This is a genomic window from Haloarcula sp. H-hyl2 (assembly GCF_056934385.1).
On the sequence record NZ_JBRIIJ010000001.1, the window covers coordinates 793,239 to 810,097 of the forward strand.

Below are 16,859 nucleotides of genomic sequence, written 5' to 3' on the forward strand. Positions count from 1 at the left end.
GTCAGGGGTGGTCTTGAGGGCTACGGAAGGCGACTGCGGGTGGCCAGTGCAAGCATCTAACTATCCACGCAAACAGGGTACAGGCATGCCGGGAGACCGGTCCGATCGGTCGATGCACCGACGGGCCATGCTGGCGACACTCGGGATGGGACTGACCGCTGGCTGTCTCCAGCTTCAGGACCCCGACGACGGTCGGACGGTCGAGCCCTCCACCGAGGGTGTGACTGTCGGTTCCACACCCGACACGACAACCCGACGGTCGAGTACCCCGACCAGCGAGCAGTCACCCGAAGCGCGGACCACGCTCGAACCACGAGCGCCGGGGAACATCCGCTGGCGGTACGAGACCGAGACTACTGTCGCCGAGCGCCCTGTCGTCGCCGACCGGACGGTGTACGTGGCCACGAAGGGCGGTCGGGTACTGGCACTGGCTACCGACACCGGTGCCGAGCGCTGGCGGTACGAGACGAAGATGGACGCCGAGAACCTCTGGCACGCTGTCGCCGGGGACCACCTGTTCGTCGCCGGGTCGTTCGCCACGGAAGCCGTCCGGCTGGCCGACGGGACGCTCTCGTGGGGGACATCTAGTGGCACCAAGTACAAGCCGCTGGTACGGGATGGGGTCGCCTATCTGGGCGGCTCGTCGGGTGCGGGCATCGTCAGAGTCTACGATGTCGCCGCCGACGAACTGCTCTGGTCGTTCCGGTGCGGCAGTACTGTCAGGGGCCGTCCCGCACTCGTCGACGGAACGCTCTATCTCACCGCAGGTTCCCACGACGGGAAGCGGGCCAGTCCGATGTACGCATTCGACGCCAGGACAGGCGAGCGACAGTGGCGACGCACGATCGACGACAGGCTCCCGTCGAGTGTCGTCCCCTACGACGGGCGGCTCTACGTGACGGGCGACACCGGAACTGTCGCCGCCATCGATCCGGCCGACGGGTCGATCATCTGGCGACGCTCTATCGACGGGGTCAAGGGGGCGGCCGGCGCTCCCGACCCGCAGTTCGCCAACGGACGGCTCTACATCGCCGATCGGGCCGTCCGGGCGCTGGACCCGGCCACGGGGGAGACCCAGTGGACGTACGACGACCGGAACTTCTACGGCCGCCTCGCGATGGCCGACGGCGCGCTCTACACCGCTCGCGACGACGCCATCCACGTCCTCGACCCTGCGACCGGAGCACGGCGATCGACCTTCGAGCTCCCGACAGGGGAGCCTACGGGTCTCACCGTCGGTCCGCGGACGTTGGTGTACGGCGACAGGGAGGGCGAGGTCGTCGCGGTCTGGCGCTGACGTTCACTCTCGTTTCGCGCTGATCTCCGTAACGAACGCGGTATGCTTGCCTGGCCAGACGCCCAGGACGAACCGCAGTTCGGTTCCTGGTGGATAGTCCTGTGAGAGTGTCGCGGTCATCGGCTCGCCGGGCGACTTGCTCGTCGCGATCTGGTTCTGGTTCGCGTTCCCGCGGCCCGGCGGAAAGAGCAGGAGTCGGACCTGCCCCAGATCGGGCTCGAAGTCGGGCGACTCCCACGCAGCCCGCACCTCCGTGCCGGCGGCCAGCCCGTCGACGGTCCGGGCGACACCGACCGCACTCGGTCCGCCGTCGACGTACAGGCGGACGCTGCCACCGTAGTCCGTCGAATGTCCTCCCTCTCCCTCCACGAGCTGGTATTGCGGGAACTCCCCGGCGCCCGGTTCCTTCGTGTTCCCGGTCCGATAGCGCGTGCTCACGATCCACTCGCCGAGGCCCTCGGTGAAGGATTCGGTGAACGGCACCGACAGCGGTGGTGTCTGCACGTTCGTCGGGAGATCGGCCGGGGTTGGCGACGGTGAGGGTGCCTGGTCGGTGGCTGTCTCGGCAGCGTCTGTCGGCGTCTCCTCCGTCCCGGTCGGGGCGGTACTAGCCGATCCTTCCCCAGCAGCGGTGGCCGGTCCGTCCGGGTCCGACTGATCGGCGTCCACTGCCGTCTGTCGGAGACACCCACCGGCGCTGCCCAGTACGCCCGCCGTAACGAGACAGAACGACCGCCTGTTCATGGTCGATGGTATGGCGAGTGCTACTTACCAGTTTGTCTCGTCTCACTCCGTGGGAGACGGGTCGAATCCCCTCGGTCGCATCGATAATCGAACACGACTCACTGTCGTTCGTCGGTTCGGGAGAAGAGTGCTCCGTCAGGGATTCGAACCCGATGGCGAGACTCCCTGCTCGCGGGTTCATCGCTCGCTATCGAGGCGCAGCGCACCTCGAACCGCTCGACTCGCGTGATTCGAATCCCCTCGGTCGCATCGATAATCGAACACGACTCACTGTCGTTCGTCGGTTCGGGAGAAGAGTGCTCCGTCAGGGATTCGAACCCTGGTCATCACCGTGAGAGGGTGATATGATTGGCCGGACTACACCAACGGAGCGTACACTCATCGGTAGCGAGGAGAGACGTTTAACCATTGCGTTTCTGGCGTGCTCTGTGTGGGTTTCTCACTCCTCGTCGAAGGGCGAACTGGCGGCGTCGGGCTCCTCGCCGGCGAGACTGATGATGTTCTCGCGACCCACACGGAGTTTGCTGATCTCGTCGTCGTCCTCCATATCCGAGAGGAGCATACTGACCTTCGATTTCGACCAGTCGGTGCTGTCGACGATGTCGACCTGCTTCATCCGTCCGCCGTTCTCCCGGAGGAGCTTGATGACACGGTCGCTGTCGCTCAGGAGTTCCTCGTCTGCGACGGCCGGTTCTGGCTGGGGCTCCGGTTGGTCGTCGGACGGTGCCTCCGTGGCCTGTTGGGCCGCTCCGGCGCCACCGTCGCTGCTGCTCTCGTCCGAGACGGCCGTGCCGCCGCCGAACCGCCAGACTGCGGCCCCACCGGCTGCCAGGACGACGACCACGACGAGCGCGAACAGCCAGTTGCTGCCGCCGCCACCCTGTTGTGGCGTCGCCTCCTCGCCGGTGGTCGGGGTGGCGCTCCCGTCGGTCGGTGTCGGTCCGCTGCCGTCAGTCCCCGACGCAGTCGTCGACGGGGTATCGACCACGGCGGACCTGACGCCCAGTTCGACGTACGGCCGCTGGTCGTTGAACGACTGTTCGCCCTCCCAGGTGACGGTACTACTCCTGGATAGGGAGTTTGGATCGCTCCGGGAGTCGGGGGTGGGCCGCGCGTCGGTGAAGGCCAGGTCGGGCCCGCGCTCGACGACGAACGACTGGTTCGGGCCGATGTAGAAGCCACCCTCGAAGACGTCGCTCATGACGACCCGGTCGTTCCGTTGCTCGGTGAAGTTCGACCACTGGAACGACATCTGGACTGCACCCGTCCGGCGGACGGGGTCGACCGTCGCCGACCGCTGGAACTGGCTGGCGGCCATCGTCCGGCCAGTCCGATTGGCCCCGAACTGTGTCAGCAGGCCCGCCTGCTCGACGAAGTCGACGTACAGCTCCGTCTCCGTCGACTCGAAGGTCTCCGCGAACGACTCGAACTGCTGTCGGTCGGACTCGTTCGTCAGTGGCGTCCGGTGTTCGATGGTCCATCGCGCGGACCCGTTCGCGTAGACCGTCACTCTGAACGTCGTCTCGTCGAACCCGGCGGGTGTCTGAAGCCGCTGGGGCTGTTGCTCGGCAGTCGTCACTGGCAGGCCGGCGATTGGACCGACCAACAGCAGGGCAACCACGACGACGACCCGAGCAGCCATCACACTATAACGACCCAAGGCCGAGACAAAAACACTGTGGCTTCGAACATATGGGACCTGACACGAATGGGGGCGGATATGGATCTATCCAGGGGTCTGCTAACGACGCGAACCGCGGGACTGCGGAGGGTCAGTCGTCCTCGCAGCAGCCGCCGGCCTTCTGGCCGAAGTCGATGGCCAGGTCCGCGGAGACGACCTCGTTGAGTTCCTGCAGGCGCAGTTCGAGTTCGTTCTGGGCCTGGAGATACTCGCTCATCACCGGCAGATCGTGGAGATCTTCCTGGGCCTGCTGGAGAGTCCGCAGGTCCTCCTGGGAGGCCTGGCCGGTCTGGCGGGCCAGCATGTACTCCTCGCGGATCTGCTCGAACTCCTGGATGGCCTCTTGGGCTTCCTCGTCGTTCTCGACGGCCTCTTTCGCCTCTGCAAAGCGTTCGTAGACGGGCAACTCGGCGATGGCGTCGCCGAATTCGGTCGCGAGTTCCTCGACGCGGTCACCGGCCGGGTCGGCGGCGGTGTCGGTGTCGATGCTCATCGCCGTCAAGTTGGGACTCGCACGGTATAGGCTTGCCGAAACCTCGGTTCGGAAGCGCGGACGTTTTACGCGCTCGACGGGTATCCCTGTCCAATGAGCCAAGAGCGGACAGAGGGCGACCTCCGGAACACCGGCCTCTCACTCAAGCACGACCGAGAGTGGGACTACGAACTCGACCGGATCGTCGAGGAGGTCCACGAACGTGACGCGGACAAGGTAGGACTGCAGTTCCCCGAAGGACTGAAACGACGTGGGCCGGCCGTCGCCGACGACCTGCGCGAGGAACTGCCCGACGACGTGACCGTCATGATCTCGGGCCAGCCGTGTTACGGCGCCTGTGACCTGGACACCTTCCTGATGCGCCGGACGGACGTCTTCGTCCACTTCGGCCACTCCCCGATGAAGGAGTCGGACAAGATCATCTACGTCCCGCTGTTCTCGAACGTCGACGTCTTCCCGATGATGGCGGAGGCCGCCGAGGAAGAACTGGCCGACCCAGACGATGACCCTGCGGTCGGCCTCGTGACGACGGCCCAGCACATGAACAAGTTCGACGAGATGCGCACCTGGCTGGAGGAGCGCGGCTACGAGGTCCACACCCGCAAGGGCGACGAGCGTCTGACCCACGAGGGACAGGTGCTCGGCTGTAACTACGCCTCGGCCGAGGTCGACGCCGATCAGATCCTCTACGTCGGCGGCGGGAAGTTCCACCCGCTCGGGCTCGCGATGGAACACCCCGAGAAGAAGGTCGTCATCGCCGATCCGGTCAACAACGCGCTGACGGTCGCCGACACCGAGCAGTTCATGAAACAGCGCTACGCCTCGGTCCACAAGGCGATGGACGCCGAGACGTGGGGCGTCATCTTCTGTACCAAGATCGGCCAGGGCCGGTGGGACCAGGCCGAGGAGATCGTCGAGAACAACGACGACGCCTACCTCATCACGATGGACGAGGTCACGCCGGACCGCCTGACCAACTTCGGGATGGACGCCTACGTCAACACCGGCTGTCCCCGGATCACGACCGACGACGGCCCGCAGTTCAAGCGGCCGATGCTCACGCCGGGCGAGTACAGGATCGCCATCGGCGAGAAGCCCCTCGACTCGCTGGAGTTCGACACGTTCCACGGCACCTGGTGACCCGGTCGGCCGACTGTTCTCGAACCTGAGAACTGCGGGGGTAGGGTCTTAACCGGTGGCTGTGAGAACGTATCATGGCTTCGACGGACGAGGAAGCGTACGCCTATCGTGACGTCTTCGAGGCGTCTCCCGACCCGATCTTCGTCCATCACCCGGAGACCGGGGAGATACTGGAGGCCAACCCCGCTGCCGCCGAACTCCTCGGTGTCGAGCGACAGGAGGTGATCGGGATGGACGTCGGCGAGTTCAGTCCTCAGGAGTACACCACCGCGGAGGCGACGGAACTGGTTCGGGAAGCAGCGCACGAGGGGTCGAACCACATCGAATGGGCCGTCCAGGGACCCGACGGCGACCCGAGATGGGTCGACGTCGCGATGGAATACGCGACGGTGGACGGCGACCCCCGCGTCGTGGCCTACGTCAGAGATGTCACCGAGTACCGGCGTGCCGAACAGGAACACCGAACGGAGCGGAATCTGCTGGACCGTCTGCTGGACGTCAGCCCGGTCGGCATCGTCATCCACGGCGCCGACGGGACGATCCAGCGGACGAACGAGGAGGCAGAGGAGATTCTCGGCGTCGACCGTACGGAACTCGTCGGCGAGACCAGCATCCCGGATCAGTTCCGCCTGCTCACCGTCGACGGCGACCCGCTGGCTCGGGCCGACGTACCGGCTCAGGCGGTCATCGGGACCGGCGAGCCAGTCCAGAACCGCGAACTTCGTATCGAGCGCGCAGACGGCACGCAGGTGGTCGTCTCGGCGAGCGCGACACCGCTGTACGATGCCGAGGAGGCCCTCCAACACGTCGTTGTCAGTATCACGGACATCACCGAACGACGCGAGCGCGAACGCGAGCGGTCGGAACGGAACGAGCACCTGCGGACCCTGATCGACAACCTCCCTGTCGTAGTGTTCACGCTTGGTCCCGACGGCGTGTTCACCCACTCCGCAGGCAAGGGGTTGGAGACGCTTGGCCTCGAACCCGGCGAACTCGTGGGGACCTCGGTGTTCGATGTTTACGCCGAGTACCCCGACATCGTCGATGCGGCCGAACGTGCTCTCGACGGGGAAGAAGTCAGGGTGACACAGGAACTCGGGGACCTGTCGTTCGAGACGTGGTACCGGCCCGTCGTCGACGAATCGGGGGACCTGACACAGGTGGTCGGCGTCGCCAGGGACGTCACCGATATCAAGCGCCAGCAGGCGAATCTCAGGCGGCTGAGCGACGCGACCCAGGAGTTACTGTACGCGGAGTCCGCATCCGAGGCCGCCGAGACGGTCACGACAATCGCGCGCCAGATCATCGACAGGCCAATCGCTGCCATGTGGACCTACGACGAATCCGATGACACACTATACCCCGTCGGCGCGACCGGGGAAGCCACCGAGGTCGCTGGCGTCGCGGCTGCGACGGAACTCCCGCCGATGCCCCCAGGGACACGAGAGAAAGCGATCTTCGACAGTGGGGAACCGACCCACATCGAGGATTACCAGCAACTCGACTCGCCCTCCGACCCGGACCTTCCGTTACGCTCCCTGATCTGTTTCCCGCTAGAGGAGTCCGGGCTGTTGTGTATCGGGTCTCCCGAGGTCGAGGAGTTCGACGAGACTGAACGAGTCCTGCTGGAAATCCTGGCCGGGGCCGCCGCGGCGGCGCTCGACCGTGCAGAACACCAGCAGGAACTCCGGGCGTACCGGAGCGAACTCGAACGGTCCAACGAGAGTCTCCAGCAGTTCGCCTACATCGCCTCTCACGACCTCCAGGAACCACTCCGGATGGTCTCCAGTTTCCTCGACCTACTGGAGACCGAGTACGCCGACGAACTGGACGACGAGGCGACCGAGTACATCGACTACGCCGTCGACGGCGCCGACAGGATGCGGTCGATGATCAATGCGCTGCTGGACTACTCGCGGGTCCACACCCAGGCGGGCGAGTCGGAACCGGTCGATAGCGAGCAGTTGCTGGCAGACACCATCTCGGACCTCCAGATGTTGCTCACGGAGACGGACGCGACCGTCGACTACGACGACCTCCCCGTCGTCGAGGCCGACGCCGACCAGGCCCGACAACTGTTCCAGAATCTGCTGAAAAACGCCGTCGAACACTCGGCGACGGAGACACCGCCACACGTCACGGTGAGCGCACACACGCTCGACGACATGGTTCGATTCGAAGTGGCCGACGACGGCCCGGGAATCGACCCGAAGCGCCAGGACAAGGTCTTCGAGATATTCCAGTCGGGCGACCGCGAGGGGACCGGTATCGGACTCGCCGTCTGTGAACGCATCGTGGCCAGACACGGCGGGAACATCTGGGTCGAGTCGACACCGGGCGAGGGGGCGACCTTTTGTTTCACACTGCCTGCCGAATCACCAGGAGGCGCTTACGAATGACACCCAACGAGACCGAACCGATAGAGATACTGCTCGCAGAGGACAACCCGGGCGACGTCCGCCTGACCGAGAAGGCCTTCGAACAGGGGAAGGTGCTGAACAACCTCCACGTCGTCAACGACGGCGAGGAGGCACTCACGTACCTCCGCCAGGAGGGCGACTACGCGGACGTCCCCCGTCCGAACCTCGTCTTGCTCGACATCAACATGCCCAAGACCGACGGGACAGACGTCCTCGAAACGATGCAGGACGACGACTCGCTGGCCCGGATTCCGGTCGTCATGCTGACCAGTTCCGAAGCCGAAGAGGACATCGTCCGCTCGTACGACCTCGGGGCCAACGCCTACCTGATGAAACCCGTCGACTTCGAGGGGTTCATCGACGTCGTGGAACGCATCGAGGACTTCTGGCTGACGGTGGTCGAGATGCCAGAGGACTGATGTCGGAGCTACTTCGCGACCTCGACGTGTTGCTCGTCGAGGACAACCCCGGCGATGCGGTACTCATCCGGAAGCGGTTCGAGCGCGAGTACGGCGAAAGCGACGCCGTCCTCTCGGTCACCCACGAGCAAACACTCGAAGAGGGCATCGAGCGCGCACAGGCCGATCCGTTCGACGTCGTCCTCCTCGACCTCGGGTTGAACGAGACCACGGGGCTGGAGACGCTCGAAGCGTTCCTCGCCTCGGTCGAGGACCTTCCGGTCATCGTCCTGACCGGTCTAGACGACGAGGAACTTGCCCTCGAAGCCATCAGAGCGGGAGCACAGGACTACCTCGTCAAGGGCGACCTGACCGATTCGCTACTCATCAGGACGATCCGGTACGCACGCGAGCGCCACGATCAGGAACAGAAGCTCCAGCGCCAGGCCGAGCAGATGGAGTTCTTCAACAGCATCCTCCGGCACGACATCCTCAACGGGATGAACGTCATCCGTGCGCGGGCCGAACTGCTGGAGGGCGACCTCGACGGCCGGCAGGAGGAGTACGCCGACACTATCGTCGACTGGAGCGACGACATCATCGACCTCACCCGGAAGGTCCGGTCGGTCCTGGAGACGCTGTCGGGCGATGGTGAGACCGACTCGGAGATCGTCGAACTCGCTCCGGTCCTGACGGCCGCCGCCGACAGGGCCCGCTCGATGGACGACGGCTGTCGGGTCACCGTCGACGACTTCGACGCCTACGTCGTCGCGGACGACCTCCTGGAGGACGTCTTCGGGAACATCCTCACGAACGCCGTCGAACACGCCGGCCCTGGCCCGTTGATATCGATCACTGTCGACGTCGGCGACGAGGTCGTGACGGTCCGGGTCGCCGACGACGGCCCTGGCATCGACCCCGCAGACCGGGAGACGGTCTTCGAGCGCGGGGAGAGCGGCACAGAATCTACCGGTACAGGCTTCGGTCTCTACTTCGTCGCCGCGATGGTCGAGAGCTACGGCGGGGACGTCTGGATCGAGGACAGCGAGGCGGGGGGCGCGGCGGTGGTCGTCGACCTCCCGCTGGCGAATGATCGCTGGCCCGCTAGTCTCTGAGACGCACAACAACTTTACACGAACGCGGTCTATCGCCGACGATGCCCACGAAGAGCGCCCTCGCGCAGCAACTCGCCGTCGTGGCGGGGTTCGACAACCCGCGTGCCAGTCTGGAACAGTATCGGACGCCGCCGGACCTCGCCGCACACCTCGTCCACACCGCCGACCTCCAGGGTGACCTGGACGGCCGGACGGTCGTGGACCTTGGCTGTGGGACGGGGATGCTCGCCCTCGGTGCTGCCCTGCGCGGCCCGGATACCGTCGTCGGCCTCGACATCGACGCGGCCCCGCTCTCCACTGCGCGGGCCAACGAGCGGAAGGTCGGCTCGACCACGTCTGTCTCGTGGGTCCGTGCCGACGCGACAGTTCCGCCGCTCTGTCCTCCGGTCGAGGAGACGACGGTCCTGATGAACCCGCCGTTCGGCGCCCAGGCCGACAACGAACACGCCGACCGGGCGTTCCTGGAGACCGCTGCAGAGATATCGAGCGTCTCCTATTCGGTCCACAACGAGGGCAGCCAGTCGTTCGTCGAGGCCTTTGCCGCGGACAACGACGGTGCGGTGACTCACGCCTTCCAGACGGAGTTCGAACTGCCACGGCAGTTCGAGTTCCACGACGAAGACCGCAGTAAGATCACGGTCGAAGTGTACCGTATCGAGTGGATCTAGTTCTGTCGGCGCTGACCGGGTGGCGTCCGGACCGTCGCGATCCGTATCCGCGTGTCGTTGGCGGTTGCGTACAGCCGACTCCGGTTCCGTCTGAAGGTGAGTCCGCCCACCGCCGTAGTCGACGTGTTGGCCGGGACGGGGCCGGTGTCGATGGTCTCGTTCCCGCGCGTGACCGCGAGTTCGAACCCACTCCCCGCTGGCTGGATCGTCACGTTCCGCCCAGCGAGGGTCGCGTCGGCGGTCGAGGGCGGCGAGCGATAGCTCGTCCGTGGGGCCTCCCCACGGCGCCAGAGCTGGACGACGTACACCGAGCGGTTGCCGACGACGTTCCAGGTGGTGCGGTTGGCGAAGACGGTCTCGCGCCAGCCCACGCCGCCGACGGTGACCGACGCGCGGCCGTCGGTAGCGAGTTGCCCCTTCGGTACCTCGGCGATCCATATCTCACGGTCGTCGCTAGCGACGATGATGCCGCTCTCGTTGACCATGGTCTGGTCGGTCTCGATGGGCGTCGGGATGTTCGCCGCGTACTGATTCAGCACGTCCTCCTCGTAGGCGACGACGTAGTCACGGATCTCGATGCCGTCCTCGGGGACGTCGTCGGCGCCGATGGTCGTCAGATTCCCGGGGACTGCCCCCAGACTGAGTGTCGCGAACGCGACGAGGAGGACGACCCCCGCCCAGCCGATCCAGCCGGCTTCGAACCGCGGGACGACGATGAGGTGATCGTCCGTATCGACCGTCGCGGCGGCGACGACGGTCGCCATGAAGAAGACGAGCACCGTCCCGAGCCAGCGGAACAGGGTGAACCTGGCGTTCCCGAGTGGGATGTAGACCGCCCAGAGACCCTGGAAGACAGCGAAGACGAGCGTCGCGGCGAACACGCGCTTCGGATCTGGCCGTTCCGCTCGGTACCACAGCAGCACCGCGGCGAGGACGATGCCGGCCAGAATGCCGATGGCGTGGCCCTGGATCGCCACGTCGGACCACCAGGGCGTGACGAACCGGGTCTGGCCCCTGACAGTGGGTTCGGGGAACCGCAACGCCGTGAACACGAGGTCGACGACGCGGTTGCCGACGAGCGCGCCGACGAACAGGTACGGGCGAGCCAGCAGGGCGAACCCGGCCATGGCGAAGACGACGCCGGAGAACCCGATGACGGGGCCGAGCGAGAACAGGCCCGTGAACACGCCGACGACGACCGATACGATTGGGACGGCGAATACCCGCGCGTAGGGGTTCGTCCGCAGCGAGGTGAACGTCTGTGTCCCGCGTTCGTCCGGGTAGTGTCCCCAGACGTACTCCACGACGGTTCCGTAGACGAGGGTCCCGAGGACGTTCCCGGTGACGTGGCCCTGCCCGCTGTGGGTGAACGGCCCCGTCAGTATCCCCAGCGGGTAGAAGTACGACCACGTCCGGAACGGTGTCACGAGGGGCCGCGCGTGGGTCCACGCGCCCTGCAGGAACAGGTACAGGAACACGACGCCAGTTATCGTCAGCAGCGTTCCCCACGGCACACCGAACAACAACCGCCTGCGGAGCGGGTCCGCGAGACGGCCCCCCGAGAGGCGGCGCACGGCCGCCAGCGAGGCGACGACGGCGACCACGACGACCAGCGCCCGGAGCGGGAGCCACCCCGGGACGGTCGGCAGCGACTGGAGCATTCGTCCACACCTGTGGGTGGTGACTGCTTAGCAGTGACGCAAAAAACCGAGTATCTGTGGGAGCCGTTAGAACAGGCCGACGCCCAGACTGTAGGGCCAGCTCGTCCCGGCCGCGGCCAGTAGCGCGAACGCGGCGCCGGCCATGGCGACGTTCTTGAGGAACTGGGTCATCTCGTCTTGTTGCTGGTCCTCGGGGACGGCCCAGAAGTCGTGCATCGTGACAGCGGACCCGATCAGGAACGTGGCGAGCGCGCCGGCGGCGAACACCGGATAGACGCCCAGGATGACGAACAGCCCGCTGACGACGAGCAGGCCACCGCTGGTGTAGACCGCGGCGGCAGGCGCCGGCAGCCCCTTCATCTCCGCGTAGGGGATCATCCCCTCGGCGTTCAGGAAGTGATTGAGGCCCGTGAACGCCAGGATGCCGCCGAAGAGGACCCGGCCGAGCAGGAACAGTTCGGCCGCGCCGGCACTCTCGTAGACCATCAGGGAGTCACCGCCGTGGTCGCGGTCGTTCGAGCGCCGATGCGTCGCAGCGTGGATTGTAGTTTCATTACGTTACTTGGTTCGAATCCGAACCTATATATCGATTCCCGGACATAGGTGTGATCAGGTATCATCGATGTCATCCGAACTACGCCACGAATCCGAGAGCGAGGCAGGCCCCTGTGCGGTCATCGAATCGCTCGACCAGATCGGCTCACAGTGGCGGCTGGTCGTCCTGCACGAACTCCAGGACGGCGAACGCCGTTTCAACGAACTCAAGCGAGCCACCGACGCGAGTTCGCGGACCCTCTCGCGCGTGCTCGACGACCTTCAGGAGATGGATTTCGTCGAGCGACGCCTGGAGGAGGACGCCCCGGTCGCGACGTACTACAAATTGACACCGAAAGGGCGGTCGCTCTGTCCGGTGTTCGAGGAGATCGAGGACTGGGCCGAGGAGTGGCTGGCACCGGCCGACGACTGATAGTGATTAGTGGAGCGATGTACCGGTACGCGCCATCCCCGGAGGCGGCGCTATCCGGACATAATCTACACTAATCACTATGACCGCACAACACAGGACTTTCCACCGAGTACGTCCTACAGGATACTAATGGGAGTACGGCCACCCGCCGACGACAACGACGAGCCAGACGTCATCGAGTTCGGCATCGCGGCACTCGACGCACGCCTGTCCGACGTCGAGATCGAGTACCCGGCGACCGCCGACGAGGTCCGCAAGATCGCGGGACACGTCGAGGTCCCGTTCGACGCGGCCGGTCACTCGGTGACCGTCGCCGAGGCGCTCGGCGAGACCAGCGTCAGACAGTTCGAGAACGAACAGGAACTGTTGAACGCACTGCACCCGGTCTTCGAACGGAAACGAGAGGCGACCAGTAACAGTCTCATCTCCCAACTGCGCGCGCTCGTTCCCTTCTAGTCTTCCGTCTCACCGGGCGCGACCGCTTCGGTCTCGCCGTCCGCGGTCGCGTCGTCGGTCTCGCGGTTCGCAGCCTCCACCGACTGCTCCGTCTCCGCCGAGAGCTTCGTCGCGATGTCCTCCAGTCGCCGGGTCTGTTCCCGGTTGACGGTGACGATCATGTCCGAGAGGACACCGAACATCAGCAGCTGCAGCCCCAGGACGATGGCGATACCGCCGACCATCGCGATGACCTCGTGTGAGATGCCGTTGACGAACCAGTCGTAGGCGACGTAGGCCCCCAGACAGAGGCCGGCACCGATGGCGCTGAACCCGACGCTCCCGAAGTAGAACAGCGGGTTGTTGGTCTTGGCCATCCGGTAGAGCGTCAGGATGATGGTCGCGCCGTCCCGGAACGGGTGGAGGTTGGTCTCCGACTCGTCGGGCCGCGGTTCGTACGTGATAGGCACGACCGTGACACGGACGTTGTGTTTGACACACTCGACGGCCATCTCCGTCTCGATGCCGAACCCGTCGGCGGACAGCGAGAGCCGTTCGAAGGACTCCCGCGTGAACGCCCGATAGCCCGACAGGATGTCGACGTACTGGTGGCCGTGGATGACCGAGAACGCCCAGTTGATGATCCTGTTTCCGGTCTGGTTGAGTTTGCTCATCGCACCGGGCTTCATATCCGCAAAGCGGTTCCCGATGACGTGTTCGGCCCGGCCGTCGAACAGTGGTTCGAGCATCCGGTCAGCCTCGTTCGGCCGGTAGGTCTCGTCGCCGTCGGCCATCAGGACGTACGGTGCGTCGACGTGGCGGCGGACGGCTTCGCGGACCGCCTGACCCTTGCCGTCGCCGGACTGCTGGACGACGCGTGCGCCGGCGGCCGCGGCGATCTCCTGTGTGTCGTCGCTCGACCCACCGTCGATGACCAGGACGTTCTCGAACCCCTCCCCACGGAATCCACTGACGACTGCCTCGATGGTCTCGGCCTCGTTGTAGGTCGGCAACAGCACACAGACGTCGTCGCGGTCAGCCATTGTCTGCTCCTCTGCCACCGAGACTCAAATAAATGCGGGTCCACGACTCGAGCAACACATCGGGGCGGGCGTGACAGTCCGGAACGTTCGGTCTCATCTGGGCCACAGGCAGATGCCACTTTCTGGCCCGCTCACGCACGTTCACCTCCACGCTGCCAGCTAGATTTCCACCGAACAGAACGGGTATCGCAGAGCGAGCATTTAATTACACCCAGGTCACTACGTTGCGCTACCTACCTTCAGGTCGCTCGAAATAATGAAAATCGGATATTTTTGTTATAATCTCTCGGGGACGGGTCCGCGCGTCCGGGCACAGACGGTTATCAACGCTGTTGCTGAAGAGACGGATCACGATGTCGTCGTTCTCACCAACGAACCCGAAAAAGTCTCTTCGGCAGCTACAGCCGTGGAGGTCAGTGTCTCGGATATCGTAGATACCTGGCGCAGCACACGCAGACAGTTCAGTGATGCCGATGTCGTCCACGTTCCGATCAACGTCTATCAGGTCACTTTCGTCCGGACGGCATACCGCGGCCCACTGGTAGCCGGAGTGGGGCCTGGGATACAAATCGGGCATCGTCACCGGGCGCTGGGTCGTCTAGTCGGGATCGACAAGAAGATCCAGTTACTGGCCGACGAGAAACGCTGGGAGCGGTGGGGGTTCTCGACGGCTGTCTGTACGGCTGCGATCGATCGAGACAAGTTCTATCCGTACTCCGCGGAGCGTATCGAGGAACTCCGTCAGCAGTTCGGTATCACCGCCGACACGGTCATGCTCTACGTCGGTGAGCTCACCGAGTCACAGGGTGCACATATCGTCAGCGATATCGCACGACGGTGTGCCGACGACGATGCGGTCGAAGTAGTCGTGATCGGTGCTGGACCTCTCGAAGACGAGTTCCGCAACCGAGATGACCTACTGTTCGAGGGCTTTGTCGACAACGACCGCACACCCGACTACTACAACGTTGCCGACGTGCTCTTGGCCCCGCGAAAGACCGACAATACGTCTAACGTCGGTCTCGAGGCAATTGCCTGTGGAACCCCTGTCCTGACCACTGCGAAAGGAAAAATCGAACGGTTGTTCAAAGACCGGGGTACGTACGTCTGGGCCGACCGGACTCCCGAAGCAGTACAGGAGACGGCACTCGAACTCGTCAACGATACGGAGCGGTATCAGGAACAGGTCAACCGGGGCCTCGAGACACTCGACGAGATGCCACTGACGGTCGAACAGGCACTTGAGACACACGTGCAGGTGTACCGCGAACTTGCACGTCGCTGACGTGCTCTCGGGGTGTGACTTTCGTCGCGGCGAGGACAGTTCTTCGAATCACGTGATGTATATATCCCCACTCTGAATCATCCATTCGAATGCGAACCGACCGGACTGCCGTTCTTCACTTCGCATCACAGGTACTGCGGTCACTTGCTGGTTTCATGTCGGCGCTGTTTATTGCTCGGTACTTTGGCGCCTCGACGCTCGGAATGTACACACTCGGTATCGGGGTAGTCTTCTGGCTGAAGTTTCCGTTCAACGGCGTCACGAAAGCGATTACGAAACGTGTGAGTGAACGTCAGAACGAAGGAACGTTCCTGAGTACGGGGTTTCTACTGACACTCCTTCCTGCCTGTGGACTCGCCGGCATACTTCTCTTTCTGTCACCGTACGTACAGTCGTACGTCGGCGGCGAGGTCACACATGCACTCGCGGCGGCACTACTCTGTAATATCCTGTTCGATACCGTCGTCGCGTCACTCGTCGGGCAAAACAGAGTGGCCGTCTCGGGTTTTATCGGGACGGTCGAGCGCCTCGTGCGGTTGGCTGTACAGATAGTGCTTGCACTGAACGGATTTGCACTCCTGGGATTGTTCTACGGCTACATTACCTCGTTTCTCCTTGCCAGTGGTCTCGGGCTGGTGTTCTTCCGCTATCGTCCCCGGCTGCCGTCGAAAGCTGCAGCAGCCGACCTCGCCTCGTTTGCCCGGTATGCGTGGCTCGGGAGCCTCCGATCACAGACGATGGGATGGATGGACACCGCAGTCATGGGGTTTTTCGTTCCACCTGGACTGATCGGCATCTACGAAGCCTGCTGGACGCTTGCTTCGTTTCTAGCACTGGTTACGAAGTCGATCAGTAGTACACTGTTCCCAGAGATCAGTGAACTCGCAACCGGAGAGAACACAGAACGAATCAAAGAACTCCTCTCCGACGGTATCGTCTTCGTCGGTGTCCTCTTGATTCCCGGGTTTGCCGGTGCTGTGCTTATCGGAGACTGGGTCTTACAAATATACCGGCCGGAATTCGGCCAGGGACAGTGGATACTCGTGATACTAATTGCGGCCCGGCTCGCTGCGGCTTTCGGTCAGCAGTTCGTCAGCCTGATCAATGCTATCGATAAACCCAATATCGCCTTCCGAATCAACGGGACGTATTTCGTTGCGAACGTCGTTCTAAACGTGGTTCTCATCGCCACGGTCGGCTGGTATGGCGCTGCTACGGCGACGCTATTGAGTGGGGCTGTCCTCGCAGTGTATGGGTACCGTGCGACCCGCTCTCTTATCGGACCGTTTCCGGTCCCCATCCGCGAGATCGGGTACGAATTCCTCGCTGCCGGGGCGATGGTTCCGGTCGTCGTCGCGCTCTCTACTGTCGTCTCGGAGTCGAACGCTTCGACGATGCTAGTTATCTTCCTTGCTGCGCCGATATACCTTCTGACGTTGGTGTATCTCTCGACAGATATTCGGGAGAAGCTGCTCCGGATGGTTCCAGGCGATGCGGTGTAATAACACTGGG

16 protein-coding genes and 1 tRNA gene are annotated in these 16,859 nt (G+C 64.0%); 10 read left to right on the top strand and 7 right to left on the bottom strand.

Going from position 1 to position 16,859, the window contains the following annotated elements; genetic code table 11:
- Positions 1-85 precede the first annotated feature (85 nt).
- Entirely contained in the window at positions 86-1,297 is a 1,212-nt protein-coding gene (locus tag Hhyl2_RS04150; protein WP_483549467.1) for an outer membrane protein assembly factor BamB family protein, read from the top strand.
- Between the two features lie 3 nt (positions 1,298-1,300).
- Here the strand turns inward: Hhyl2_RS04150 and Hhyl2_RS04155 are convergent, their stop codons facing one another.
- The 4 genes from Hhyl2_RS04155 to Hhyl2_RS04170 all read right to left on the bottom strand — a co-directional run bounded on the left by Hhyl2_RS04155 (position 1,301) and on the right by Hhyl2_RS04170 (position 4,215).
- Complete coding sequence (locus tag Hhyl2_RS04155; protein WP_483549468.1) at positions 1,301-2,041, bottom strand: hypothetical protein; 741 nt, start codon at positions 2,039-2,041, stop codon at positions 1,301-1,303.
- A 297-nt stretch (positions 2,042-2,338) separates the two neighbouring features.
- Positions 2,339-2,413 (bottom strand) — tRNA-Glu (locus Hhyl2_RS04160).
- Between the two features lie 67 nt (positions 2,414-2,480).
- Positions 2,481-3,683 carry a helix-turn-helix transcriptional regulator gene (locus Hhyl2_RS04165; protein ID WP_483549469.1) on the bottom strand — a complete coding sequence of 401 codons (1,203 nt, stop codon included), beginning with the start codon at positions 3,681-3,683 and terminating at the stop codon, positions 2,481-2,483.
- Positions 3,684-3,813: 130 nt separating this feature from the next.
- Positions 3,814-4,215: a YlbF/YmcA family competence regulator gene (locus tag Hhyl2_RS04170; RefSeq protein ID WP_483549470.1), complete on the bottom strand. Its 402-nt coding sequence runs from the start codon at positions 4,213-4,215 to the stop codon at positions 3,814-3,816.
- Between the two features lie 93 nt (positions 4,216-4,308).
- Between Hhyl2_RS04170 and dph2 the strand changes: the two genes are divergently transcribed.
- The 5 genes from dph2 to Hhyl2_RS04195 all read left to right on the top strand — a co-directional run bounded on the left by dph2 (position 4,309) and on the right by Hhyl2_RS04195 (position 9,956).
- Positions 4,309-5,355: a diphthamide biosynthesis enzyme Dph2 gene (dph2, locus tag Hhyl2_RS04175; RefSeq protein ID WP_483549471.1), complete on the top strand. Its 1,047-nt coding sequence runs from the start codon at positions 4,309-4,311 to the stop codon at positions 5,353-5,355.
- 74 nt (positions 5,356-5,429) lie between these two features.
- Positions 5,430-7,754 carry a PAS domain S-box protein gene (locus Hhyl2_RS04180; RefSeq protein ID WP_483549472.1) on the top strand — a complete coding sequence of 775 codons (2,325 nt, stop codon included), beginning with the start codon at positions 5,430-5,432 and terminating at the stop codon, positions 7,752-7,754.
- Positions 7,751-8,194, top strand: a complete 444-nt coding sequence (locus Hhyl2_RS04185; protein WP_483549473.1) for a response regulator — start codon at positions 7,751-7,753, stop codon at positions 8,192-8,194. Before Hhyl2_RS04180 ends, Hhyl2_RS04185 begins: the two co-directional genes overlap by 4 nt.
- Positions 8,194-9,288 (top strand): sensor histidine kinase, encoded by a 1,095-nt coding sequence (locus tag Hhyl2_RS04190; protein WP_483549474.1) that lies wholly within the window; start codon positions 8,194-8,196, stop codon positions 9,286-9,288. The genes Hhyl2_RS04185 and Hhyl2_RS04190 overlap by 1 nt, the downstream gene beginning before the upstream one ends.
- 41 nt (positions 9,289-9,329) lie before the next feature.
- On the top strand, positions 9,330-9,956 hold the full coding sequence (locus Hhyl2_RS04195) for an METTL5 family protein (protein ID WP_483549475.1): 627 nt from the start codon (positions 9,330-9,332) through the stop codon (positions 9,954-9,956).
- Here Hhyl2_RS04195 and Hhyl2_RS04200 read toward each other — a convergent pair.
- On the bottom strand, positions 9,953-11,617 hold the full coding sequence (locus Hhyl2_RS04200) for a rhomboid family intramembrane serine protease (protein WP_483549476.1): 1,665 nt from the start codon (positions 11,615-11,617) through the stop codon (positions 9,953-9,955). The genes Hhyl2_RS04195 and Hhyl2_RS04200 overlap by 4 nt on opposite strands.
- A gap of 66 nt (positions 11,618-11,683) precedes the next feature.
- On the bottom strand, positions 11,684-12,103 hold the full coding sequence (locus Hhyl2_RS04205; protein ID WP_483549477.1) for a DoxX family protein: 420 nt from the start codon (positions 12,101-12,103) through the stop codon (positions 11,684-11,686).
- Positions 12,104-12,239: 136 nt separating this feature from the next.
- Between Hhyl2_RS04205 and Hhyl2_RS04210 the strand changes: the two genes are divergently transcribed.
- Positions 12,240-12,584: a winged helix-turn-helix transcriptional regulator gene (locus Hhyl2_RS04210; protein ID WP_483549478.1), complete on the top strand. Its 345-nt coding sequence runs from the start codon at positions 12,240-12,242 to the stop codon at positions 12,582-12,584.
- A gap of 129 nt (positions 12,585-12,713) precedes the next feature.
- Positions 12,714-13,040, top strand: coding sequence for a hypothetical protein (locus tag Hhyl2_RS04215; protein WP_483549479.1), 327 nt, complete (start codon positions 12,714-12,716; stop codon positions 13,038-13,040).
- On the opposite strand, the gene aglJ is transcribed toward Hhyl2_RS04215, so the two are convergent.
- The gene (aglJ, locus tag Hhyl2_RS04220) at positions 13,037-14,062 is read right to left on the bottom strand and encodes an S-layer glycoprotein N-glycosyltransferase AglJ (RefSeq protein WP_483549480.1); all 1,026 of its coding nucleotides are present in this window, start codon (positions 14,060-14,062) and stop codon (positions 13,037-13,039) included. The genes Hhyl2_RS04215 and aglJ overlap by 4 nt on opposite strands.
- A gap of 406 nt (positions 14,063-14,468) precedes the next feature.
- On the opposite strand from aglJ, the gene Hhyl2_RS04225 reads away from it, so the two are divergent.
- A complete protein-coding gene (locus Hhyl2_RS04225; protein WP_483549481.1) occupies positions 14,469-15,347 on the top strand; it encodes a glycosyltransferase family 4 protein in 879 nt (292 codons plus the stop codon).
- An 89-nt stretch (positions 15,348-15,436) separates the two neighbouring features.
- On the top strand, positions 15,437-16,849 hold the full coding sequence (locus Hhyl2_RS04230; protein ID WP_483549483.1) for a lipopolysaccharide biosynthesis protein: 1,413 nt from the start codon (positions 15,437-15,439) through the stop codon (positions 16,847-16,849).
- The last annotated feature ends 10 nt before the right edge of the window (positions 16,850-16,859 follow it).

Excerpts from the sequence above, each read along its gene's own strand:
- Hhyl2_RS04150 (WP_483549467.1), top strand. The coding sequence starts at position 86 with ATGCCGGGAGACCGGTCCGATCGGTCGATGCACCGACGGGCCATGCTG.
- Hhyl2_RS04155 (WP_483549468.1), bottom strand. The coding sequence starts at position 2,041 with ATGAACAGGCGGTCGTTCTGTCTCGTTACGGCGGGCGTACTGGGCAGC.
- Hhyl2_RS04165 (WP_483549469.1), bottom strand. The coding sequence starts at position 3,683 with ATGGCTGCTCGGGTCGTCGTCGTGGTTGCCCTGCTGTTGGTCGGTCCA.
- Hhyl2_RS04170 (WP_483549470.1), bottom strand. The coding sequence starts at position 4,215 with ATGAGCATCGACACCGACACCGCCGCCGACCCGGCCGGTGACCGCGTC.
- dph2 (WP_483549471.1), top strand. The coding sequence starts at position 4,309 with ATGAGCCAAGAGCGGACAGAGGGCGACCTCCGGAACACCGGCCTCTCA.
- Hhyl2_RS04180 (WP_483549472.1), top strand. The coding sequence starts at position 5,430 with ATGGCTTCGACGGACGAGGAAGCGTACGCCTATCGTGACGTCTTCGAG.
- Hhyl2_RS04185 (WP_483549473.1), top strand. The coding sequence starts at position 7,751 with ATGACACCCAACGAGACCGAACCGATAGAGATACTGCTCGCAGAGGAC.
- Hhyl2_RS04190 (WP_483549474.1), top strand. The coding sequence starts at position 8,194 with ATGTCGGAGCTACTTCGCGACCTCGACGTGTTGCTCGTCGAGGACAAC.
- Hhyl2_RS04195 (WP_483549475.1), top strand. The coding sequence starts at position 9,330 with ATGCCCACGAAGAGCGCCCTCGCGCAGCAACTCGCCGTCGTGGCGGGG.
- Hhyl2_RS04200 (WP_483549476.1), bottom strand. The coding sequence starts at position 11,617 with ATGCTCCAGTCGCTGCCGACCGTCCCGGGGTGGCTCCCGCTCCGGGCG.
- Hhyl2_RS04205 (WP_483549477.1), bottom strand. The coding sequence starts at position 12,103 with ATGGTCTACGAGAGTGCCGGCGCGGCCGAACTGTTCCTGCTCGGCCGG.
- Hhyl2_RS04210 (WP_483549478.1), top strand. The coding sequence starts at position 12,240 with ATGTCATCCGAACTACGCCACGAATCCGAGAGCGAGGCAGGCCCCTGT.
- Hhyl2_RS04215 (WP_483549479.1), top strand. The coding sequence starts at position 12,714 with ATGGGAGTACGGCCACCCGCCGACGACAACGACGAGCCAGACGTCATC.
- aglJ (WP_483549480.1), bottom strand. The coding sequence starts at position 14,062 with ATGGCTGACCGCGACGACGTCTGTGTGCTGTTGCCGACCTACAACGAG.
- Hhyl2_RS04230 (WP_483549483.1), top strand. The coding sequence starts at position 15,437 with ATGCGAACCGACCGGACTGCCGTTCTTCACTTCGCATCACAGGTACTG.